Genomic DNA, 19784 nt, shown 5'->3' on the forward strand with positions numbered 1-19784 from the left:
CTTTTCAAAACGAAACCGACTTTCGCAATCGCACATGTGCGGTCCGGGTCGGCTGGCCGCAGCAGACATGCATTCCGGCAAAAAGAACGCCGTTCGCGGAAGCTGAAATGGCAACCGGGAATTAGGTTTCGCGGTTGGAGCCCGTCGCTACGGAGGGCTTTCGACAATTTTCAGGAGTGACCCGAGATGTTTTCACGACGTGATTTGCTGGCCATGTCCGCGGCAGGCGCTGCAATGGTCGGCTCCAGCGCGCACGCCGCAACCTTCGGCAATCCGGACGAGCCGCCGCAAGGCGCCATCAACGCCAAGAGTCCGGGAAGCCTGACCGATCCCGGTCCGCAGAATCCCGAGCTGGCGAGGCAATTCCCCTCCGCCCAAACGCCGCCCGCGACCGACGTCGGCGGCCTGCCGATGGATTGGGCCTCATTCAACAACGCGCCGCGGCGTATCCAGAACGGCGGCTGGGCACGCCAGGTCACCGTCGAGGATTTTGCCATCTCCAAGGAGATCTCCGGCGTCAACATGCGCCTGTCCGCCGGCGGCATCCGCGAGCTGCATTGGCATCAGGCCGCCGAATGGGCGATCATGACCTACGGCTCCTGCCGCATCACCGTGCTCGACACGCAGGGGCGTCCTTACGTGGGCGATCTCAAGGCCGGCGACCTCTGGTATTTCCCGCCGGGCGCGCCGCATTCGTTGCAGGGCCTCGGCCCCGACGGCTGCGAGTTCGTGATCTGCTTCGACGATGGGCACGCCAATGAGTTCAACACGCTGCTGGTGACGGACTGGCTCGCGCATACGCCGCCCGAGGTGCTGGCGAAGAACTTCGGCGTCCCGGCCGACACCTTCGCGAAGATTCCATTGCACAATCTCTGGATCTTCCAGGGCACGCTGCCCGGAGATCTCGCGGCCGATCGCGCGGCAGTGGCCAAGCACGCGGAGGCGCCGCCCTATCCGTTCATCTACCCGCTTGGCAGCTCGGCCCCGATCAAGGAGAGCGCCGCCGGCAGCATCCGCGTCGCAGACAGTACCAACTTCAAGGTCGCCACCACCGTGGCGTCGGCGCTGGTGACGATGCCGCCGGGCGCGGTCCGCGAGATGCACTGGCATCCGAACGCCGACGAGTGGCAGTATTACATCAAGGGCAAGGCGCGGATGACGGTGTTCGACACCGGCCCCAATGCGCTGACCACCGATTTTTCCGCCGGCGACATCGGCTATGTCCGGCGCAATCTCGGTCATTATGTCGAGAATATCGGCGACACCGAATTGCAGTTCGTCGGCGTGTTCCGCGCGCCGCGCTATGAGGAGGTGTCGCTCTCGAACTGGCTGACGCACACGCCGCCAAAACTGGTTGCCCAGCATTTCAACGTCGACGAGAAGCTGATCGCACAATGGCCGGACAACGGCCCGGGTGTGATGCCAAAATCCTGACGGACCCCGAAACGAGAAAGGCGCCGAAACCGGCGCCTTTCTTTTTGTCCCTGGCTTGAGCTAAGCGTGTCGCCGTCAGTAGTGATCCGCGGTCGCAGCCGTCTTGCCGCGGAAGACGCGATAGCCGACCGCGACATAGAGCAGCATCAGCGGGAACACAAACAGGCCCTCGCCCCAGAACATGAAGGCGAGGCTGGCGTGAGGTGCCGCGGCCTCGTCGATCGTGACCACAAACGGAATCATGTAGGGCCAGAATGACAGAGCGAGCGTGCCGAAGGCTGCCGCAAAGATCAGCGAGACCATGTGGAACGGCCAATAGTCGTTATGGCGCAGGATGCTGGTGGCGAGCACGGCGGCCGCCCCGGCACCGATCAGCGGAAACACGAACAGATAAGGCCGCTCGACCCATCGGCGCAGGATCGGCAGATGCTCGGCCAGCGCATGCGTGAAGACGATGACGAGGAAGACCAACACGGCGACCGCGAGCAACGGGATCTGACGGCGCGTGGCGTCGCGGGTCGGGCCCTCGCACTTCCGCACCAGCCAGCAAGCCCCGAGCAGCGCATAGCCGAAGCACAGCCCGATCCCGCACAGGACCGAAAAGCCGCTCTGCCAGCCGAAGGTGCCTCCGGCGTATTCGCCATTCGCGAATTGCAGTCCCTTGACGAGCGCGCCGACCATCGCGCCCTGCATGAAGCTCGCGGCAAACGACCCCGCACTGAAGCTGATGTCCCAGATCCGGCGCGAGCGCGAGGCCTTGCCGCGAAATTCGAATGCGACGCCGCGCAGGATCAGCCCCAGCAGCATGACGACGACCGGGATATAGAAGGCCGACATCAGCATGGCATAGACCAGGGGAAACGCCCCCCACATGATCACGCCGGTGACGACCAGCCAGGTCTCGTTGCCGTCCCAGACGGGAGCGATGGTGCGCAGCATCTCGTCACGCCGCGCCTCGCCGTCGGCGAGGCCGAACAGCATGCCGACGCCGAGATCGAAGCCGTCGAGCAGGAGATAGATCAGGATGCTGATGGCCAGCAGCGCGACCCAGAACGTCACCATATCTATTCTCCCGCTTCGAGATGGAGCTGCGGGGCCGGCACCGGATCGGCGAGCGACATCGGCCGATTGGGCACGGGACCATGGAGCGGCTTGCCGCCAAGTCCCGCAGGGCCGGCGCGCAGCAGCCGGTAGATGTAATAGGTCCCGAACGAGAAGATGAAAGCATAGACCGCGACGAACAGGATCAGCGAAGCGGTCGCTGCGGCGGCGGTCAGGGACGGTGTCACCGCATCGGCGGTCCTGAGCACGCCGTAGATCGTCCATGGCTGGCGCCCCACTTCCGCGGTGTACCAGCCGGTGAGGATCGCGATCCACGGCAGGGGGAAGCTGAGAAAGATGCCCCACAGCAACAGCCGACTGCGATCAAGCCGATGCTTGAAGCTGAGCCAGGTTCCGAACCAGGCCAGCCCCAGCATCACGAAGCCGCAGCCGACCATGATGCGGAAGGCAAAGAATGGGATCGCCACCGCCGGCCGGTCCTGCGGCGCGAAACTGGTGAGGCCGACCTCCTTCGAGGTCAGGCTCATGCTGCCGATGATGCTGCCGAGCACCGGGATCGAGATCGCGTATTTATTGGACTCGGTGCTCGAATCCGGGATCGCGATCAGCACCTCCGCGGCCGGCTGCTCGTCGTGCCAGCGCGCCTCGATCGCGGCGAACTTCGCCGGCTGATAGTCGTGAACGTAGTCGCCGACGAGATGCCCGATGAAGAGCTGGACCGGCAGCAGCACGGCCGCAAGCGCAAGGCCCATCCTCAGCATGACGTATGCCTCCATGCGATAGGTGCGCCGCAGCAGATACCAAGCGCCGGTCGCGGCCACGCAGAATGCGCCGGTGAGGTAGGACGCGAGCAGCATGTGTGGAAACCGCACCCAGACCACGCGATTGAAGATGATCTGCGCCCAATCGTTCGGGACGAACTGACCGTTCTCGAGGACGTAGCCGGTCGGCACCTGCATCCAGCTGTTATTGACCATGATCCAGAACGCCGACAGCGTGGTTCCGAGTGCGACCATCGCCGTCGAGAACAGATAGAACCACGGCGGCACCCGCGGCCGGCCGAAGATGAGGATGCCGAAGAAGCCGGCCTCCAGCATGAAGGCCGTGAAGGTCTCATAGGACAGCAGCGGCCCCTGGATCGGGCCCGACATTTTCGACAGCACGCTCCAGTTCGTGCCGAACTGAAACGCCATCACCACGCCCGACACCACGCCCATGCCGAAGGCCACGCCGAAGATTTTCAGCCAGAACGCGAACAGGGTCCGGTAGACGGGCTTGCCGGTGTACTGATGCATCGCTTCGAGCACGGTGAGCCAGGCGGCAAGCCCGATCGTGAACGCCGGAAAGATGATGTGGAATGAGATGGTGAAGGCAAATTGCAGCCGCGATAGAAGGAGTGCCGTCGGATCCATAGGACGTCCCCTTCTCAGGCTCGCTTCTCGGCCTGCGCAGCGTGCCCGGCCATCTTCTTTGGGATCGCGCAGGCCTGGATCATCTCGTGCGGCATAAATTCGCGGCCGATGTCACCCATACTGTCGATTTCTCTGCGGAACTCGCTCATCCCTCGCCTCTCGGCAGCCGATGTCGAAAGCATCTTGTTGAAAGTGTACGGAGGGACCGAGGTGCGCGCTTCCGGGAACGAACGTCCTTTTGCCGAATGGCATGACCGGCGCCTCGGCCCGCTGTGTTGCTTCAGTGCGATCGCCCGGATTGCGGCATAGCCAGAGAACGCACACCGACGAAGCGATCGGCAGCCCAAGACTCCACGCTCCCAGCCATCTCGTCACGCAACCGCCGAGAGCGGCCCCGAGCAGGAACATCAGGCAGAGCGTGAGCATGATTCGGATACCACGCGCTGCCTCGGGATCCGATGTCGCGAAGAGCTGATCGATGGCGCGGAGCATGTTTCCGGTGACCGTGACAGAGAGATATTTCCAGCGCTCGACCTGCCTCAAGCTCGCCGACTGCAACGCGACGCCGAAGGAGATGACCGGAATCGTGATCTGATCGGGAACGCGATGGAGCATAAACATCGCCGCGGCGAGGCAGACGATCTCCCCGGCGAGGCAGCGCGGGGGAGCCCGGGTGCGGATCGCCACCAGCGCGCCAAGGATGAAGGCCGCGAGCGGAAGGAGATGGTGAAGCGCGCGCTGCCATTGTCCGGACAGGGCATAAACCCCGATGAAGACGACATTGCCGGTCTGCGAGCTCGCGAAGACGCCGAGCGACATCCATGTCAAGGCGTCGAGGAAGCCGCCGGACATGCTGAGCAGACAGGCCACCAGCAGCGATCGCTCCGGTGCGCCGACCACGACGCGAGCCTTGGCCAACGGCTTCGGAGCTGCGGCTTGCATCGTCATGGTCGCAAGCCCGCGAGGTTAGCAGACGGCGCGCTGCACGGCCTCGTCCGGCAGCAGAACACGGCGCGGATGCGTGAAGACACCGTATCCGTCATGGCGCGCGACGGCGAGCAGCGTGATTCCCGACTCGTTCGCGGTCTGGATCGCAAGCGCGGTCGGCGCGGAGACGGCGACGATGACGGGCGCGCCGATCATGGCGGCCTTCTGCACCATCTCCACCGACACGCGGCTCGTCAGCAGCACGGCGCCGTCGCGGGCCGAATTGCCGTTGCAGGCCATCGCACCGGCGAGCTTGTCGAGCGCGTTGTGCCGGCCGACATCTTCCCTGACGAGGGCTATGCCGGTGCGGGGATGCCAGAACGCCGCCGCATGGACGGACCGTGTCTGTTGATTCAATGTTTGCAGGGGAGACAGCGCCTGCATGGCGCCGAGCAGATCCCGTGCGTGAAAGCCAATGCCGGCACTGTCGACCCGCGACGGCGTGCGGCGCGCCTGCTCGAGGCTTTCGATGCCGCATAATCCGCAACCGACCGGGCCGCTGATGGCACGGCGGCGCGCCGCGAGGGTCGCCGCGCGGTCGCCGTCGAGCCACATTCGCACTTCGATGCCGAGCTCGTTCGAGATCAGCTCGATGCTGCTGACCTCGCTGGCGCGGTCGATGATGGCCTCGGTGAGGCTGAAGCCGACGCCGAAATCCTCGAGATCAGCCGGTGTTCCCATCATCACGGCATGGGTCGATCCGTTATAGGTGAGCGCGATGGCGCTCTCCTCGGCGATCAATCGCGACGTCGAGTGGGTGCGGCCGCCGCGCCAGGCGATCTCCCGGTGCCGCGTGAATGTCGAACCCGTCATCATGATCTACACCGTTGCTGGCTGCGCCGAAGACCGGGAGGCTCGCTCCCGGCCGCATCGCGCATCTTGTGCTTACGAATTCGGACCGCCCCGGCCGGTCTCGTAGAGGAACCAGATCCGCCGTTCCGTCTCGTCGATCCAGTTTTCCAGGAGGCTTGCGGTTGCGACATCGCCGTATTCGTCGCAGAGTTCGTGGACCCGGCGCATCTCCCGCGTGAGCTGCTGGTTGTCGCTGCGCAATTCGGCCAGCATGTCCTTCGGATCGACATAATCAGCATCGTTGTCGAGAATGCGCTGCTCGCGCGCAATCTGACCGATCGAGCGCAGCGTCGTTCCGCCGATCTTGCGGGCGCGCTCGGCGATGTCGTCGGTCATGGCGAAGATCTGCTCGCCCTGCTCGTCGAGCAGGAGATGATAATCGCGAAAGTGCGGGCCCGACACGTGCCAGTGAAAATTCTTGGTCTTCAGGTACAGCGCGAAGACGTCGGCCAGCAGCGCCCTCAGGGCAGCCGGAATGTCCCGGTTCGCATTGGCCCCGAGATCCGTCGGGGTCTGGATATCTGCTTTGGTCATTGTCGTCATTCCTTGTTGGAGGTTGGAAAACTTTGGTCCCGCGAAGCACTCATTCCGCCGGCGTGGTCTTGTCGTGCAGCGGAAACAGCGCGATAGATCTGAAGACGCCGTCGCGGCGGATCAAGGCGTGGAACAGCGCTGCGGCCAGGTGCAGCAGCACCAGGGCGAAGAACGCAAGGCCCAGATAGACGTGAGCATTCCACAGCAGCGTGTGCCCGCGGTCGCTCTGCGGCAGGAACGCCGGAATATGGATCCCGCCATACAGGACGACAGGATAGGCTGCGGCCCAGAGCATGCCGAGCCCCAGCAGCGGCATGACGACCATGAAGCCGTAGAGGGCCAGATGCGACAATCGCGCGCCCAGCTTGATCCCAGGCGGAAGGTCCGCCGGCAACGGCGGTGCGCCGTAATGAAGCCGCAGCGCCAGCCTGATCACGACGAGGACCAGAAGAGCAACGCCAAGGGTCTCGTGGATCCGGATCAGCGGCAGATAATCAGGCATCACCGTCGACACCATGCCCACGCCGATGAACAGCATCGCGATGATGCAGGCGGCCATTAGCCAGTGCAGCAGCCGCTGGATCGCGGCGAAACGATGCGGCGCGTCCCTCATGGCTTGGCCATCCCGGTTCGAGGATAATCGCGGGCTTCGGCCGCCCGCAGATCGTAGGACTTGCGATAGACCGACGAGCGCGCCGCCGGGAAAGGATCATCCGAGACCCGGATTCCCTTCGGCAGCACGGTCGGATCGAAATTGATGTCGCGGCAAGGCCCATCCTGCTCCGGCTCGATCCGCTGCACGACAAGCGTTCCAACCTCTACCTTCCGGCGGCTTTCGGGCCACGCCTTGCTCGGGTCCGCGGTGGGATCGCCGGGATCGGCGACGGTCGTGACCATGATCCATCGCTGCGGCCCGGCAATACGGATCCGCTCGGCGATCTCCTGCTCGAGGAAATCCGGACCGCGCTCTTCCAGCTCGGCCTCTGAAATCGGGGTGACCTGCGCCATCGGCAGCAGCGACCATCGCACCGCGTGCTCGCCGCCCTTCGCATCCGTGAAGATGAAGCTGTCGAGGCCGTGGTAAGGCTCCTCCGCATAGCTGGCGGTCCAGGGCGCCGTCTTGGCCCAGGTCGCAAACGCGGTGAATTCAGGATTGGCCTGGATGAAGATCTTCATTGCCTCCGGATCCTTCTTGCCGGACGCAATCAGCAGGTCGTGAAACGCCTGCGGCGTCGACACGGCGAAGACCGGCGGATTGATCAGCGCCATCCGCCACTCCTCGCCGTCCGCCGCCGCGATCTGCAGTCCCAGACCGCGCACGCGCACGGTCGCATCCACCGCGTTGGGATCGGCCGTGCCGAGGTTGAAGCGGCCGAGCGCCGGATAAGTGCCTCGCTCGAACACCTTGGCGCTGGAGAGCTCCACGCCGTTTCCGTTCGCCTCGAACACGCCGGTGAAGCAGATTCCCTTGGCATGATTTCGCCGGTGCCCGAGCGAGGGGCCGGCCGGAGGCGCCAGCGCCGCGATCATCCGTTCCGGCGTCAGACGCCCGGGCGAGAGCCATCCTGCGGTATAGGCGAACGCGGTAGCGCCGCCGCCGAGGACGGCGGCAATCAATACGAGCGAGCCAACTCGCGAACGCGGCAAATTACCTGACTGAGTCATCGCCTTTCCTTAGCAACGCGCAAGCTGCGCCACGGACCTCACGTCGCGCAGCTGCGGTTCCTTGTAGCCGCCGGCTGTGGCCGCGATCTTCTGAAACCCAACGTCATTTTCGCGAAGGCACGGCCGGCCGTGGTGCGGCCCGTAACGTTCATCCGATCCGGATTCGGGCTTTCTCGAAACATTTCGTGCGTTTTGAGAATCGTACGCCAGGCTCGAACGACCCATTTTGTGCCCGGCCCTCTTCGAGAGGCTTTCGCGCCTGCCATTAGCATCCCGGCGGCAGGATCGGCGACACGCCCGGCGTTGGCGCCGCGCCTGTGGCGTTGGCCGGCAACACCGTTGCGGGCGATGCGAGATTCATCGAGACGCCCTCCATGCAAGCCGAGCTGTTCGGGCTCGGCACGATTGCGGCGTTCGGATCGATGCCCGTGCCGCCGGCACCGCCGGCGTCCGCCTGGATCGCGCCAGGTGTAGGGCTTGCGGCCACTTGCGGGATCGACAACGGCAGAGACGACGCGGTCGTAAGCTGCCCTCCCGGCGTCGAACTGCATGCGACCGGCGCAGCGGTTCCTGCAGGTGCCGCCGCGGAAACCGTCCCGGTCGAGCTGCTGTTCTGTCCCATGACCGGCAGCAGTGGGGCCGCGATGCCTGGCGGCGAAAGACCCGTGGGCGACACGGTCGGAGTCGCCGGCACCGGCGTTGGCGATGACGACGGCGGTGCGCAAACGACCATCGTCCCCGGGATGGTCGGATCCGACGCGAGCGGAACGGGCGCCAGCGTCGTGTCCGGCGCGCCCGGCACCGTCGTTGCGGAGAATGGCCCGGGGCTGTTGAGCGGCGAGATCACGATCGCGCCCGGCACGGTCGGCAGATTCATCGCCGTGCTGCCGGTCGTCGCGACCTGCGCTTCGCCCGGAGAGCTACCGAGCAACAGAGCCAACATCGTCGCGAGTGCGATGCGCATCATCTTTCGTGTCCCTAGCTCGTCTCGGTCTTGCGCACGGTGACCTTGCTGCCCTCCGCCAGATTCACCGGCGGATTGAGCACGACCTGGTCGCCCGCCTGCACGCCGTCGCGCACCTCCACACTGGTGCCGAAATCACGGGATATCGAGACCTGCTGAAAATGAACCGTGCCGCTCCGCACGACCGCGACATGGAGGCCGTTCTGGTCGAACACGAGCGCATCGGACGGAATCGTCACCGACGGCGTCCTGCGCGGGATCGATAATTCCACCGTGCAATAGATGCCCGGACTGAGCAGGCGTTCCGGATTAGGGACGTCGATCTCGGTCAGCAGTGTCCGGCTTCCCGGTTGGAGCGCGGTCGCGATCCGCGTGACCTTGCCGGCAAACGTCCGCCCCGGAATCTCGGGGACGCGAATGTCCGCATCGACGCCCGGGCCGACGCCGAACGCCTCGTCCTGCGGCACGAACACCTGGGTTCGGATCACGTCGGAATGCATGATGGTGAACATGAAGGTCGAGCCGGCCGACACCAGGCTGCCATTGTCGACGTTGCGCTGCGTGACCACGCCGTCGAACGGCGCCACCACGCGCTGATAGGACTTCTCCTGCTGGAGAACGCGGATCTGCGCTTCCTGCGCCGTGATGTTCGACTGGGCGACGCCCACCGCACCCTGCTGCGCGCGCAGGGTGAGGCGATCATTGTCGCCCTGCTGCGCCGTCAGCCAGCCTTGCTTGACGAGGTTGCTGTCGCGCGAATTGGTGACGTCGGCTAGCTCCCGGCTCGCCTGCGCCTGCTGGAGCGCGGCCTGGTCCTGCGCTAGCGTCGCCTGCGCCTGCGCGATCTGCTGGTCCAGCTCGGGCGCGGTGATCTCCACGAGCAGATCGCCTTTCTTGACGCGATCACCGATATCGACGTAACGCTTCTCGATATAGCCGCTGGTCCGCGCAAAAATGTTGGCCGCCTCGAACGCGGTCGTCGTTGCCGGCAAGCTCACCTTGATGATGTCGCCACCGGGCCTGACTGTTGCCACCCGAACTTCGGGAATGTTGGTCCGAGCCTGCTTGGCGATGATCGACACGTCGCGCGCAGCCTCGTAGTGGCGCCAGCCGCCGATGCCGAGAGCGCCGACGAGCAGCACGAGCACGCCGCCGCCGAATAGCGCGCCACCGTAACGGCGTCCGGATCGTGCGCTCTTGCCCGGCAGCTCGACGACCCGGAGGCTCTCCGACCCAGGGCGATCTCTCGCATCATCATCGGCCCTTGCGCGAACGTCACTCATTCCGGTTGCTCCTCGAATACGCCGTGGCGGGGCTTGCCGTCATTACCCTTGCGCAGCATCGCGAACAGATAAGGCACGATCAGCAGGGTGGTCGGGGTCGCGAACAGCAGGCCGCCGATGACCGCCCGCGCGAGCGCCGCATTCTGCTCCTCGCCCGGGCCGCCGACGGCCATCGGGATCATGCCGACGATCATCGCCGCAGCGGTCATCAGCACGGGCCGGATCCTCGTCCGGCCCGCGCTCAGCGCCGCCTGGAAGGCGGAATGTCCCTTCAACTGCTCGTCACGCGCGAAGGTCACGAGCAGGATGGAATTTGCCGAGGCAACGCCGACCGCCATGATCGCCCCCATCAGCGAGGGCACGTTCAGCGTCGTCCCCGTGATGAACAGCATCGTCACGATGCCGCAGAACGTCGCCGGCAGCGCCAGGATGACGACGAAGGGATCGCCAAAATTCTGGTAGTTCACGACCATCAGCAGGTAGACCAGGATGGCCGCGAACAGCAGCCCGAGGCCGAGATCGCGGAACGACTGATGCATGCTCTCGATCTGACCGAGCACCTGGATGGAATTGCCCGGCTGCAGCTGCTTTTGCAGGGTTGACGTCACCTTCGCGATGTCGGCCGCGACGCTGCCGAGATCGCGGCCCTGCACGCTCGCATAGATATCGTATACGGGCTGCACATTGGCCTGGTTCGAGTTGGTCGGAACGGTGCCACGCTTGAAGGTCGCGACATTGCTGAGCAGGCCCGGCACCGTCTGCCCGCTTGCGGCCAGCGAGGCCGACACCGGCGTGTTGCCGAGGGCGTTCAGCGAATTGGCCCTGTATTCGGGTGTCTGCACGGCCAGGTAATAGGGAATGCCCGACCTCGGATCGGTCCAAAAGTTGGGCGAGACCTGCGCGGACGACGAGAGGCTGACATTGATGTTGGTGGCCACCGTGCTGGCATTGAGGCCGAGCTGCGCGGCGCGGGTGCGGTCGATGTCGGCGTAGAACGCGGGCGCATCGACCTCCTGCTGGAGATGCGCATCGACCACACCGGGGATTGCCGCAAGACTCTTCTGCAACTCCTTGGCGACCGCCAGATTGTTGGTGCCGTAACCGACAGTGCGGACATCGATCTGCGCCGGGAGCCCGAAGTTCAGGATCTGGGTGACGATGTCGGCGGCCTGGAAGTAGAAAGTGTCCTCGGGGAAGGCCGACGGCAGCACCTGCCGCAGCGTCCTAATGTAGTCCGCGGTCGGCCTGTGCCCGTCCTTCAGCGACACGAGAATCGTGCCGTCGTTGACGCCGATCGTCGAGCCGTCGGTGAAGGCGAGATTGTAGGCCCGCGCCGGCAGGCCGATATTGTCGACGATCAACGCCCGGTCACGCTCCGGAATGATTTCGCGAATCTTGTCCTCGACCGCCTGGAAGATCGCCTCCGTTCGCTCGATCCGCGCGCCCGCGGGCGCGCGGACGTGGAGCTGGATCTGGCCGCCGTCGATCAGGGGATAGAAGTCTCTCCCGACATAGACGAACATGGTTGCACCAAGCGCCAGCACCAGCACGGCGACGAGGGGTATGATGACACGGTGCCGCAGCAATCTCAGCAGGAGATCGGAATAGCCCTCGCGCAGGCGTTCAAAGCCGTGCTCGAACGCGGCGGAGATGCGCGCGAAAATGTTCGACGGACGCTCGCCCTCGCCATGCCGCCGCTCGTTCTTCAGCAGCAGGCCGATGGTGATCGGCGTCAGCGTCCGCGACAGACCGTAGGATGCGAGCATTGCGAACACAACGGCGAGGCCGAGCGGCGTGAACAGATACTTGGCCGGGCCCTCCAGGAAGACGACCGAAGTAAACACGCAACTGATCGCGAGCGTCGAGACCAGCGTCGGAATGGCGATCTCGGCGGCGCCGTGCAGGGTCGCATCGGGCAACGGCATGCCTTCCTCGGTCCAGAGCCGGTGCGTGTTCTCGATCGTCACCGTGGAATCGTCGACAAGGATGCCGACCGCGAGAGCGAGGCCGCCGAGCGTCATGGTGTTGAGGGTTTCGCCGAGGAAGTACAGGACGATCAGCGAGGACAGCATCGCCAGCGGAATCGAGATCAGGACAACCAGCGTCGATCGCCACGATCCCAGGAACACCAGGATCATCAGCGCCGTCAGGCCGGCCGCGATCGCCCCTCGCGCAGCACCCCGTCGACCGAATGGCTGACGAAGATCGACTGGTCGAACAGCTCGTTGATCTTGAGACCCGCCGGCGCCGACGCGCGGATCGACGACAGCGCGGCCTTCACCCCGTTGACGACGGCGAGCGTGGAGGCATTGCCGTTCTTGATGACGCTGAGCAGGACGGCGCGGTGGCCATCCTCGCGCACGATGTTCTGCTGAACCTGGGCGCCGTCGCGGACCTGGGCGACGTCCTTCAGGAAGATCGTGGCGCCGTTCGCGAACTTGACCGGGATCATGTTGAGATCCTGGATCGTCGCCGGCGTCGCATTGGTGCGAACGGTATACTGGGTGTCGCCGATCTTGGTGGTGCCGGTCGGCAAGGTCAGGTTCTGGGTGTTGACCGCGTTGACGATGTCGAGCGGCGTCAATCCGCGCGACAACAGCTTGTTCGGATCGATGTCGACCATGATCTGGCGGTATTTGCCGCCGGCAGGCGTCGGCAGTGTCACGCCCGGCACGGGCGCCAGCTGCTGGCGGACACGGTAGATGCCGAAATCGTAGAGCTGCTGCTCGTTCAGGCTGTTCGACTCGAGGCTGAGCTGCAGCACCGGCACGCTCGAGGCGTTGAACTGCACGATGATCGGGGGCTGGATGCCCGGCGGCATCAAGGCACGGATGGCGTTGGTGGCCGAAACGATCTGCGAGATCGCAAGGTCGAGATTGACGTCCGGCTGGAAGTAGATCTTCTGGATCGACAGCCCGTTGAGGGTCTGCGCCTCGATGTTCTTGATGCCGCTGACATTGGCGCTGATGGAATATTGGCTATAGGTGCTGACGCGCTGTTCCATCTCCGGCGTCGACAGGCCGGTGTAGCTCCAGATCACCGTGACGACGGGGATCCGGATCTCTGGAAAGATGTCGGTTGGCATCGCGCGGATCGCGATGCCGCCGAGGAACAGGATCAGCGCGGCCAGCACGTAGAATGTGTGTGGAAGCCGTAGCGCGAAGCGGACAATTCCCATGGAGTCTACCTGGAGCAAGAGGCGTAGGATCGTCGAACAGGTGAGGACGGCCGGACCTCCCTTCAACTGAAATCGAGTTCATACAAGGCACGCAGTGCCGCCCGAGGCATCCTGCGCAGCCGACATCACGGCCCGCTTGACCTTGGCGAAGGCGCGGATCTCAATCTGCCGGACGCGTTCGCTCGAGATCGACAATTCGCGGGCCAGCTGATCGAGCGTCACGGGGCATTCCGCCAGCCGCCGGGCCTCGAAGATACGACGCTCCCGCGCCGCAAGGCCGTTCAGCGCGACGCGCAAGGCCTTTGCGCGCCGCTCCGCCTGATCGTGATCGGCGAGCATCGTCTCCGCATCGGTCGCGCCGTCGACCAGCAAGGCTTCCAGCTCGGTTCCGCCATCCTCGTTTCCGACGCGGGCGTTCAGCGACATGTCGCCGTTGAGCCGCGCGTCCATCTCGATCACCTCGCGCGCGGTCACCTCGAGCTTGCCGGCGATCGCTTCGGCGACGTCGGGCGTCAGTCCGGTCATCACGCTCCCAGTGGCCTTCCTGATCTCGCTGCGGAGCTTGAAAAACAGCTTCTTCTGCGCGGCCGTGGTCCCGATCTTGACCAGGGACCATGAGCGCAGGATGTATTCGTTGATGGACGCCTTGATCCACCAGATCGCGTAGGAGGAAAAGCGCGCGCCACGGCCGGGCTCGAAGCGCGATGCTGCGATGACGAGACCGAGATTGGCTTCCGCGATCAGATCGGCCATCGGCAGGCCGTAGCCCTTGTAGCCGCGCGCGAGCTTGGCGGCGAGGCGGAGATGGCTGGTGACGAGCGCATCGGCCGCGCTGCGGTCCCTCGTCTGCTGCCAGCGACGCGCGAGCTGCTGCTCCTGATCCGGCTCGAGCAGGTCGAAGCGACGGATGTTCGCGGAATAGGCGCTGAGGAACGGCGCCGACACCGATGCGGCCGGCACGGCAACAGGCTCGCGCTTCACGACTTCATGGCTGGTCAGCATGTCTCACTCCTGCATTCCACGACCGGCTGATCGAGCATCCGGTTCATGATCTTCGGCCCGTGATCTTCGGTCTATGCCCCGCCCGGCGCCGTGCTGTGCGATGGGAATGCACGGGCTCGGCATCGCGCGGCGTCATGCTCAATGCTCGCGCGCGTCGAACAGGCGGCGCTGATGCCGCCTGATGGAGACCGCCCGCTGCGCGACGGGATAGCGCTGCGGCATGAGAGGCGCCATCAAAGTGCGGTTCATGATCTCGGCCGCGCGCCGCGCCAATGTTGCAAATGTAACGGAAATGCGTTCTGCCCATGCCGTGATCATCTTCTCTCGCTCCGCTTCGAACTGCGATGGATCGAACATAGGCTCTCAACGCACGCGTTGTAGTTTCTCAGGACACGGATGTTATGCATTCGCACGATCGTGGTCGCGACGCCGACCGGACTCACGTGCGGTTGAAATGCGGTGAGCAATTCGTGCGTTTGAATCCCGTCCAGTCGTTCACACATCCGATGACGAGCCGGTCGTCCGGCCTGGTGTCATCAATGGAGAGAGCGAATGACCACGTCCAAACTGTTGTCGATGGGATTGATCGCAGCCGCCATGCTGGGCGGCCCCGTCATGGCGCGCGAGCATCATCGCGTCGTGCAGCAGCCCGCGGTGGAAGCCAATACGGTGGCGACGACCACGCCGTTCTATTATCCGGGCGAGCGCGCCTGCATTCCGGCGCCGCGCGTCGGTGCCTTCGCCACCGCGCCGTGGACCGGCAACAACGTGCCGTGCGAGCCGGGCACCGGCAGCTACTGATCGCGTCAACGCGGCCGGCCGCGTCACCCCGCCGGCCGCTACCCATGGCATAGCAGGGGCGGGCTCTTTCATTGAGCCCGCTGCCTCGTGCGCTTCGCGCCATGCGCGGCGAGATCATCTTCGCGCGCGGCGCGCATTTCGTCGGCACCCATCATTCTCTTGCTCCAACGCATGATGGGTTTCGCAAGTGCCCTACCCATCCTACGGTGACCCCCGCGTTGCAGACACGCTGTCGCGTCCACGCGGCGCGTGTCGTCCGAGCGTTGCTTCGTCACTTCACCCTCTGATCCAAGAGGGTGGGGTGTACGCGAAGTCCGAGTTCGTGCCCGTGGAGGAGCCCTCCACGGCATCAGGAGCGGACTGTCGTATCTGATATGAATTCCGGGCGATGGCGTAACGCCTCAGCTTCGAATACTTTTGGTTGCGCCGATCCCAAAATCAGGAATGACCGTCGTGCGCACGCTGTCCCCCTCAACCATCCATCCCCCTTTGGCGCGCTATAGCCACGGGTATTCCGTGCCAGCGGGCTACCGGCTGACCATCACAGCGGGCCAGCTCGGCATCGGCCTCGATGGCAAGATTCCCGCGGATAGCGAGGGGCAGGCTGAGATCTGCTTCAAAAACATCGAGGCCATCTTGGCGGAAGACGGAATGACAATGGCCAACGTGATCCGCCTGAGCGTGTACGTTACGGCACGCGAGCATATGGATGGCTACCGACGGGCGCGCGACCGGCGATTTCCGGGTGCGCCGCCAACGACCACGCTGATCATGGTGGCCGGATTGGTCCGGCCGGAATTCGTAATCGAGATTGAGGCGATTGCAGCAGCCGCTCCCTAGCGGAGCAACCCACCATACGGAGTGGGAGTTGGCTGCCTCAGTATTTCAGGCCAGTATCGCACAGCACGGTGGCAACCGTCGCATCCACCTTCAAGCGACCAGATCCAAGCAGCTTCGCTGCTGCGCAGACATTGGCGGCAGCAGAGTAGCCGACGTAAAGTCCCTCCATGACCGCAAGCTGACGGTGCCAATATTCGACCTCGGCGTCCGTGACCGTCAGGCTCAGGTCCATGAGTCCGGCGTCCCAATGCCGTGGAACCAGGCCGTAGCCGATGCCCTGCACGATATGTCGCGCTTTTTCGACCTTCTTCCCCGCTAAGGGTTCGCTCCCTTCCGGTTCGACCGCCGCACACAAGGTTGCGGGATTGGCAGCCTTCAGCGCCCGAGCAACGCCGATGAAGGTGCAGCCAGTGCCAACGGCCGCGACCCAGCCATCCACGGGTCCGCCGAACTGTTCCAGGATCTCGGGACCCGTGGTGGTCTCGTGCGCGCCGATTGCTTCAGATGCGTTGAATTGGTCGACATAATATCCTCCGTCATCACGAGCGATTTGTGCGGCCACCTCGGCGGCGGCGGCGACATCGGCTCCCGTCACCTGTCCCGGCGTCCCATCGACCTGCGGCACGAGCACAACCTTTGCCCCCAACCCCTCCATCATCCGCGCGCGTGCGGCGCTATTCCCGGCTGACATGGTCGCAATGAAAGGATGCCCGAGCGCGGCGCACACCACGGCGAGTCCCGCCCCCATGTTGCCGCTGGTCATCTCGACGACGGGCATGCCGGGCTTGAGTCTTCCATCCTCCCGTGCGGCCAGCACGATTGCCTTGGCGGCGCGGTCCTTTACGCTTCCACCAGGTTGCAGGAACTCCGCCTTGGCAACGATCCGACCTGGTCCGGAATGCACCCGATCCAGCGCGACCAATGGCGTACGCCCGATCAGATCGAGGGCCGAAGCGAGCATTGTGGTATCTCCCGATTATGCTGCGGATATCATTCCCGGCGCATTCTCTCAATGCCGCACAAGCGCTCCATGAAGCGGAGCCTGACGTTCCTTGGCGTTCAAGAGATAGCGGCAGGGCTGGTGGTGCCGGTTCGAGCGGCTGTTCGTCACCTCATGCGTCACAATCAGATGATGCTCGGTGTCCACGGCGATCTCCACGTTATAGCCGACGACGCCGGAGCCCGGCCGCTCGTCGCTATCGGGTGGCTGGCCGCCGGACGGTATTGCAGGGGCCACCCTGCTCCGCTCGCTACGGATATCTCCTTAGGTGATGCCCCCAAATTTCGACCGCAGAGTTTATGGCTTAGAAACGATTCACCAGCACGCACCGGGAAGGGGCCTGCAATGAATCACTCGATTTACAGCGTGGACAAGCCAACGCACCTGAAGATCGTCATCGCCGGACTGCTTGCCGGAATCGCGATCGTCACGACTGCCGTCACCGTCCACCTGACCCATCCCGACATCAATGTGCAGCAAACAAAGAGGCTGGCTGTTTACCACCCCCACCCGATCCAAGGTCAGATCAAGCTGGCGCAACGTTAGTCGAGCCCGGATGCTGGAGGATACCTAGATGACCAACGAAGCAATCAAGGCGTTGATGCTTCTCGCGATGTATGGCGTCCTCGAGCTCGCGCTTTATCTCTCGTCGACCCGCATGCCTGCCAAACAGCCGGCCCGTTCGACACCCGTTCGCGCCTCCAATTCCGATCTCACCAGCCGTTGGCCGGAAGACTAGCCTTGTCTGCCGGCGGGCCTCGCCGCAAGCAGGTGCGACGGCAGCCCAGCACGGCACGACCTTGATGGCATTGGGCAATTGCAGCGCCAGGGCGAATACCTCAGCACAGTCTTGATCGAGATCAATCCCCGGCCGGGATCGGGTGCCATGCTGGGATCGGATCCGGGATATTCGGCATGCGCTTGCTGATGGTGTTCATCGCCGCGATTTTTGTGACAGCGGCATCGAGCGCGGGAGCGCCGGCCGAAACGGGGCATGTCGGCGCCTCCAGCGCACTCCCCGATCTTATGACCCGGCTCCAACTCCAGCACGCCAAGCTGTGGTTTGCCGGCAAGCTCAGCAATTGGAGCCTGGCGAGCTACGAACTCCAGCAGATCGACAGAAATCTCGAGGCGGCGGGCGCGCTCCTATCCGATCCATCACGGATTGCACCTGCAAACGATCGACTGCAAGCCGTGAAGAAGGCGATACAGCAGAAGGACGTGCCTGCGTTCACCAAAGCCTATTCGGCTCTGACGAACGAATGCAACGGCTGCCATCGGGCCGGTGGTTTCGCCTCGATCGCAATCCAGGTCCCGGTCCGCCCGCCTGTCTCCAACCAATTGTTCGTCGATCAGCTCGCCGAAGGCCGGGCGCTGGCCCATGCGTCCTGCGGAGCGTGCCATGTCGTCGAGGGCGGCGCCAAGGACGCGCCGGCGTCCCGTCCGTCGGCGCCGAGCTTCCTGGAGATCACCAATCGCCCCTCGTTCTCCGCCGATGACATCAGGCAATTCCTGGCATCAAGCCATCGCAGGCTCGGACCCGGCCAAGCCATGCCGAACCCACGACTTGCGGACTACCAAATCGAAGCGGTCGTGGCGTACCTTGAAACGTTGAAAGCCGGAGCGACGCCTTAGGACGCCGGCGGCGGGCTGCGGTTTAGGGGCGCTTGCCGCGGCGATGCAGCTTCAACGCCTCACGCACCTCGTCGTCTTCAAGGGCGTCCTTTATCGCATGGTCGGCCCACCCGGTCTCGGGGGCCCCCTCGACGCGATCACCTGTGGGCATGTCCGCCTTGCGCTCTGTAGCGCTCTCCCGCGGCAGCCGACGATCCTTGTCCATCGCACATCCTCCTGTCGCGTTCACCTCAGTGTGACATCAGCAGGCAGACTGGAGCCTGTTCGAGCAACGTTTGCGTCATGCCGCCGAAAATCCACTCTCCCAACCGGCTATGTCCATAGCCGCCAGTCACGATGAGATCGGCACCAACCTCCGCGGCCAGCCGGACGAGATAACCCCCGTCCGGCTCCGCCGTATGGACACGTATCTCGTGCTGGCACTGCACCCCATGCCGCTGGAGGTAGCCAGCCACGTCGCGAACGTGCTTGTGAGCGACATCCTGTTCGCTCGGCGCGCAGACCTCCGCAATGGTAACCTGCGAGGCCCTGGTCAGAAACGGCATCGCGTCGCGAACGGCAAGGCGTGCCTCCCTTGTGTCCTTCCAACCGACCACAATGCGGTCGCCGGACAGCTCCGTCACGCGCTCGGGCACCGATAGCGTCGGGCGTCCCATCCGGAGCATCGCCCCGGCCGGATCGAAGAAGTGGGAGTGGCTGGAGGTGAGCGGCCGCCGCTTGACGATCACAAGATCGGCCGCTCGAGCCTGCTCGACCAGAAAGTCGGTCGGATAATCGAGCGCCCAGCGCCATTCGACCGTCTCGCCCGGCAGGCCGACCACCTTCCTGAACCAACTCTCTTTGGCCGAAAGCGTCGCCTTTATGCGCTTGAGGTCCTCTTCGGTGGTCTGCTCGATGATGACGCCTTCGGCCACGAAGGGAGGCTCCACGGCCACCGCGGAGACACCCAGGATGGCCGCTCCGAAATTCTTTGCGATACCTCCCGCAACGGCAACTTGTCCTGCCTCCTGCTGCTCGGAATCGACGTAGACCATGACGCTTGCGACAGACATGACGATGCTCCGGCAAAGTGTGCGATAGCCCTTTATCGAGCTTTACGTCAGCGAGACGCTTGACCGAAATCAAGCGGCCGGCC

Annotated in this window: 21 protein-coding genes and 1 pseudogene; 6 read left to right on the plus strand and 16 right to left on the minus strand. The window is 64.3% G+C overall.

Annotated features, from left to right (window positions below; all coding sequences use genetic code 11):
* Positions 1-186 precede the first annotated feature (186 nt).
* On the plus strand, positions 187-1434 hold the full coding sequence (locus HYH08_RS17085) for an oxalate decarboxylase family bicupin (protein ID WP_220010971.1): 1248 nt from the start codon (positions 187-189) through the stop codon (positions 1432-1434).
* Between the two features lie 75 nt (positions 1435-1509).
* On the opposite strand, the gene cydB is transcribed toward HYH08_RS17085, so the two are convergent.
* The 12 genes and pseudogenes from cydB to HYH08_RS17145 all read right to left on the minus strand — a co-directional run bounded on the left by cydB (position 1510) and on the right by HYH08_RS17145 (position 14730).
* The gene (gene cydB / locus HYH08_RS17090; protein WP_220010972.1) at positions 1510-2496 is read right to left on the minus strand and encodes a cytochrome d ubiquinol oxidase subunit II; all 987 of its coding nucleotides are present in this window, start codon (positions 2494-2496) and stop codon (positions 1510-1512) included.
* Between the two features lie 2 nt (positions 2497-2498).
* The gene (locus HYH08_RS17095) at positions 2499-3908 is read right to left on the minus strand and encodes a cytochrome ubiquinol oxidase subunit I (RefSeq protein ID WP_220010973.1); all 1410 of its coding nucleotides are present in this window, start codon (positions 3906-3908) and stop codon (positions 2499-2501) included.
* 111 nt (positions 3909-4019) lie between these two features.
* Positions 4020-4808, minus strand: a complete 789-nt coding sequence (locus HYH08_RS17100) for a YoaK family protein (protein ID WP_349631433.1) — start codon at positions 4806-4808, stop codon at positions 4020-4022.
* A 66-nt stretch (positions 4809-4874) separates the two neighbouring features.
* A complete protein-coding gene (fdhD, locus tag HYH08_RS17105) occupies positions 4875-5711 on the minus strand; it encodes a formate dehydrogenase accessory sulfurtransferase FdhD (RefSeq protein ID WP_220010975.1) in 837 nt (278 codons plus the stop codon).
* Positions 5712-5780: 69 nt separating this feature from the next.
* A complete protein-coding gene (locus tag HYH08_RS17110; RefSeq protein WP_220010976.1) occupies positions 5781-6281 on the minus strand; it encodes a Dps family protein in 501 nt (166 codons plus the stop codon).
* 49 nt (positions 6282-6330) lie between these two features.
* Positions 6331-6894, minus strand: a complete 564-nt coding sequence (locus HYH08_RS17115) for a cytochrome b (protein ID WP_220010977.1) — start codon at positions 6892-6894, stop codon at positions 6331-6333.
* A complete protein-coding gene (locus HYH08_RS17120) occupies positions 6891-7946 on the minus strand; it encodes a catalase family peroxidase (RefSeq protein WP_220010978.1) in 1056 nt (351 codons plus the stop codon). Before HYH08_RS17120 ends, HYH08_RS17115 begins: the two co-directional genes overlap by 4 nt.
* A gap of 265 nt (positions 7947-8211) precedes the next feature.
* The gene (locus tag HYH08_RS17125; RefSeq protein ID WP_220010979.1) at positions 8212-8913 is read right to left on the minus strand and encodes a hypothetical protein; all 702 of its coding nucleotides are present in this window, start codon (positions 8911-8913) and stop codon (positions 8212-8214) included.
* A gap of 11 nt (positions 8914-8924) precedes the next feature.
* On the minus strand, positions 8925-10193 hold the full coding sequence (locus HYH08_RS17130) for an efflux RND transporter periplasmic adaptor subunit (protein WP_220010980.1): 1269 nt from the start codon (positions 10191-10193) through the stop codon (positions 8925-8927).
* Positions 10190-13371 (minus strand): annotated as a pseudogene (locus HYH08_RS17135) (efflux RND transporter permease subunit). Before HYH08_RS17135 ends, HYH08_RS17130 begins: the two are co-directional and overlap by 4 nt.
* 78 nt (positions 13372-13449) lie before the next feature.
* Complete coding sequence (rpoH, locus tag HYH08_RS17140) at positions 13450-14373, minus strand: RNA polymerase sigma factor RpoH (protein ID WP_220010981.1); 924 nt, start codon at positions 14371-14373, stop codon at positions 13450-13452.
* Positions 14374-14511: 138 nt separating this feature from the next.
* On the minus strand, positions 14512-14730 hold the full coding sequence (locus HYH08_RS17145; protein WP_228747886.1) for a hypothetical protein: 219 nt from the start codon (positions 14728-14730) through the stop codon (positions 14512-14514).
* Positions 14731-14925: 195 nt separating this feature from the next.
* Here HYH08_RS17145 and HYH08_RS17150 point away from each other — a divergent pair, with 195 nt between their 5' ends.
* A complete protein-coding gene (locus tag HYH08_RS17150; RefSeq protein ID WP_220010982.1) occupies positions 14926-15174 on the plus strand; it encodes a hypothetical protein in 249 nt (82 codons plus the stop codon).
* A gap of 444 nt (positions 15175-15618) precedes the next feature.
* Positions 15619-16014: a RidA family protein gene (locus tag HYH08_RS17155; protein WP_220010983.1), complete on the plus strand. Its 396-nt coding sequence runs from the start codon at positions 15619-15621 to the stop codon at positions 16012-16014.
* Between the two features lie 37 nt (positions 16015-16051).
* On the opposite strand, the gene HYH08_RS17160 is transcribed toward HYH08_RS17155, so the two are convergent.
* A complete protein-coding gene (locus HYH08_RS17160; protein ID WP_220010984.1) occupies positions 16052-16975 on the minus strand; it encodes a PLP-dependent cysteine synthase family protein in 924 nt (307 codons plus the stop codon).
* Positions 16976-17023: 48 nt separating this feature from the next.
* The gene (locus HYH08_RS17165; RefSeq protein WP_220011159.1) at positions 17024-17251 is read right to left on the minus strand and encodes a hypothetical protein; all 228 of its coding nucleotides are present in this window, start codon (positions 17249-17251) and stop codon (positions 17024-17026) included.
* 108 nt (positions 17252-17359) lie between these two features.
* Between HYH08_RS17165 and HYH08_RS17170 the strand changes: the two genes are divergently transcribed.
* The 3 genes from HYH08_RS17170 to HYH08_RS17180 all read left to right on the plus strand — a co-directional run bounded on the left by HYH08_RS17170 (position 17360) and on the right by HYH08_RS17180 (position 18649).
* Positions 17360-17560 carry a hypothetical protein gene (locus HYH08_RS17170; RefSeq protein ID WP_220010985.1) on the plus strand — a complete coding sequence of 67 codons (201 nt, stop codon included), beginning with the start codon at positions 17360-17362 and terminating at the stop codon, positions 17558-17560.
* Positions 17561-17588: 28 nt separating this feature from the next.
* Positions 17589-17753, plus strand: a complete 165-nt coding sequence (locus HYH08_RS17175; RefSeq protein WP_220010986.1) for a hypothetical protein — start codon at positions 17589-17591, stop codon at positions 17751-17753.
* Positions 17754-17941: 188 nt separating this feature from the next.
* Complete coding sequence (locus HYH08_RS17180; RefSeq protein ID WP_228747901.1) at positions 17942-18649, plus strand: c-type cytochrome; 708 nt, start codon at positions 17942-17944, stop codon at positions 18647-18649.
* A 22-nt stretch (positions 18650-18671) separates the two neighbouring features.
* On the opposite strand, the gene HYH08_RS17185 is transcribed toward HYH08_RS17180, so the two are convergent.
* Positions 18672-18854 carry a hypothetical protein gene (locus HYH08_RS17185; RefSeq protein WP_220010988.1) on the minus strand — a complete coding sequence of 61 codons (183 nt, stop codon included), beginning with the start codon at positions 18852-18854 and terminating at the stop codon, positions 18672-18674.
* A 25-nt stretch (positions 18855-18879) separates the two neighbouring features.
* Complete coding sequence (locus HYH08_RS17190) at positions 18880-19701, minus strand: universal stress protein (protein ID WP_220010989.1); 822 nt, start codon at positions 19699-19701, stop codon at positions 18880-18882.
* Positions 19702-19784: the final 83 nt, after the last annotated feature.

This window comes from Bradyrhizobium sp. BR 10289 (assembly GCF_019455385.1).
In the GTDB taxonomy this organism is placed as follows: domain Bacteria; phylum Pseudomonadota; class Alphaproteobacteria; order Rhizobiales; family Xanthobacteraceae; genus Bradyrhizobium.

What these genes read in the sequence shown, in the direction of transcription:
- HYH08_RS17085 (WP_220010971.1), top strand. Translation starts at nt 187, where the DNA reads ATGTTTTCACGACGTGATTTGCTGGCCATGTCCGCGGCAGGCGCTGCA.
- cydB (WP_220010972.1), bottom strand. Translation starts at nt 2,496, where the DNA reads ATGGTGACGTTCTGGGTCGCGCTGCTGGCCATCAGCATCCTGATCTAT.
- HYH08_RS17095 (WP_220010973.1), bottom strand. Translation starts at nt 3,908, where the DNA reads ATGGATCCGACGGCACTCCTTCTATCGCGGCTGCAATTTGCCTTCACC.
- fdhD (WP_220010975.1), bottom strand. Translation starts at nt 5,711, where the DNA reads ATGATGACGGGTTCGACATTCACGCGGCACCGGGAGATCGCCTGGCGC.
- HYH08_RS17110 (WP_220010976.1), bottom strand. Translation starts at nt 6,281, where the DNA reads ATGACCAAAGCAGATATCCAGACCCCGACGGATCTCGGGGCCAATGCG.
- HYH08_RS17115 (WP_220010977.1), bottom strand. Translation starts at nt 6,894, where the DNA reads ATGAGGGACGCGCCGCATCGTTTCGCCGCGATCCAGCGGCTGCTGCAC.
- HYH08_RS17120 (WP_220010978.1), bottom strand. Translation starts at nt 7,946, where the DNA reads ATGACTCAGTCAGGTAATTTGCCGCGTTCGCGAGTTGGCTCGCTCGTA.
- HYH08_RS17125 (WP_220010979.1), bottom strand. Translation starts at nt 8,913, where the DNA reads ATGATGCGCATCGCACTCGCGACGATGTTGGCTCTGTTGCTCGGTAGC.
- HYH08_RS17130 (WP_220010980.1), bottom strand. Translation starts at nt 10,193, where the DNA reads ATGAGTGACGTTCGCGCAAGGGCCGATGATGATGCGAGAGATCGCCCT.
- rpoH (WP_220010981.1), bottom strand. Translation starts at nt 14,373, where the DNA reads ATGCTGACCAGCCATGAAGTCGTGAAGCGCGAGCCTGTTGCCGTGCCG.
- HYH08_RS17145 (WP_228747886.1), bottom strand. Translation starts at nt 14,730, where the DNA reads ATGTTCGATCCATCGCAGTTCGAAGCGGAGCGAGAGAAGATGATCACG.
- HYH08_RS17150 (WP_220010982.1), top strand. Translation starts at nt 14,926, where the DNA reads ATGACCACGTCCAAACTGTTGTCGATGGGATTGATCGCAGCCGCCATG.
- HYH08_RS17155 (WP_220010983.1), top strand. Translation starts at nt 15,619, where the DNA reads ATGACCGTCGTGCGCACGCTGTCCCCCTCAACCATCCATCCCCCTTTG.
- HYH08_RS17160 (WP_220010984.1), bottom strand. Translation starts at nt 16,975, where the DNA reads ATGCTCGCTTCGGCCCTCGATCTGATCGGGCGTACGCCATTGGTCGCG.
- HYH08_RS17170 (WP_220010985.1), top strand. Translation starts at nt 17,360, where the DNA reads ATGAATCACTCGATTTACAGCGTGGACAAGCCAACGCACCTGAAGATC.
- HYH08_RS17175 (WP_220010986.1), top strand. Translation starts at nt 17,589, where the DNA reads ATGACCAACGAAGCAATCAAGGCGTTGATGCTTCTCGCGATGTATGGC.
- HYH08_RS17180 (WP_228747901.1), top strand. Translation starts at nt 17,942, where the DNA reads ATGGTGTTCATCGCCGCGATTTTTGTGACAGCGGCATCGAGCGCGGGA.
- HYH08_RS17185 (WP_220010988.1), bottom strand. Translation starts at nt 18,854, where the DNA reads ATGGACAAGGATCGTCGGCTGCCGCGGGAGAGCGCTACAGAGCGCAAG.
- HYH08_RS17190 (WP_220010989.1), bottom strand. Translation starts at nt 19,701, where the DNA reads ATGTCTGTCGCAAGCGTCATGGTCTACGTCGATTCCGAGCAGCAGGAG.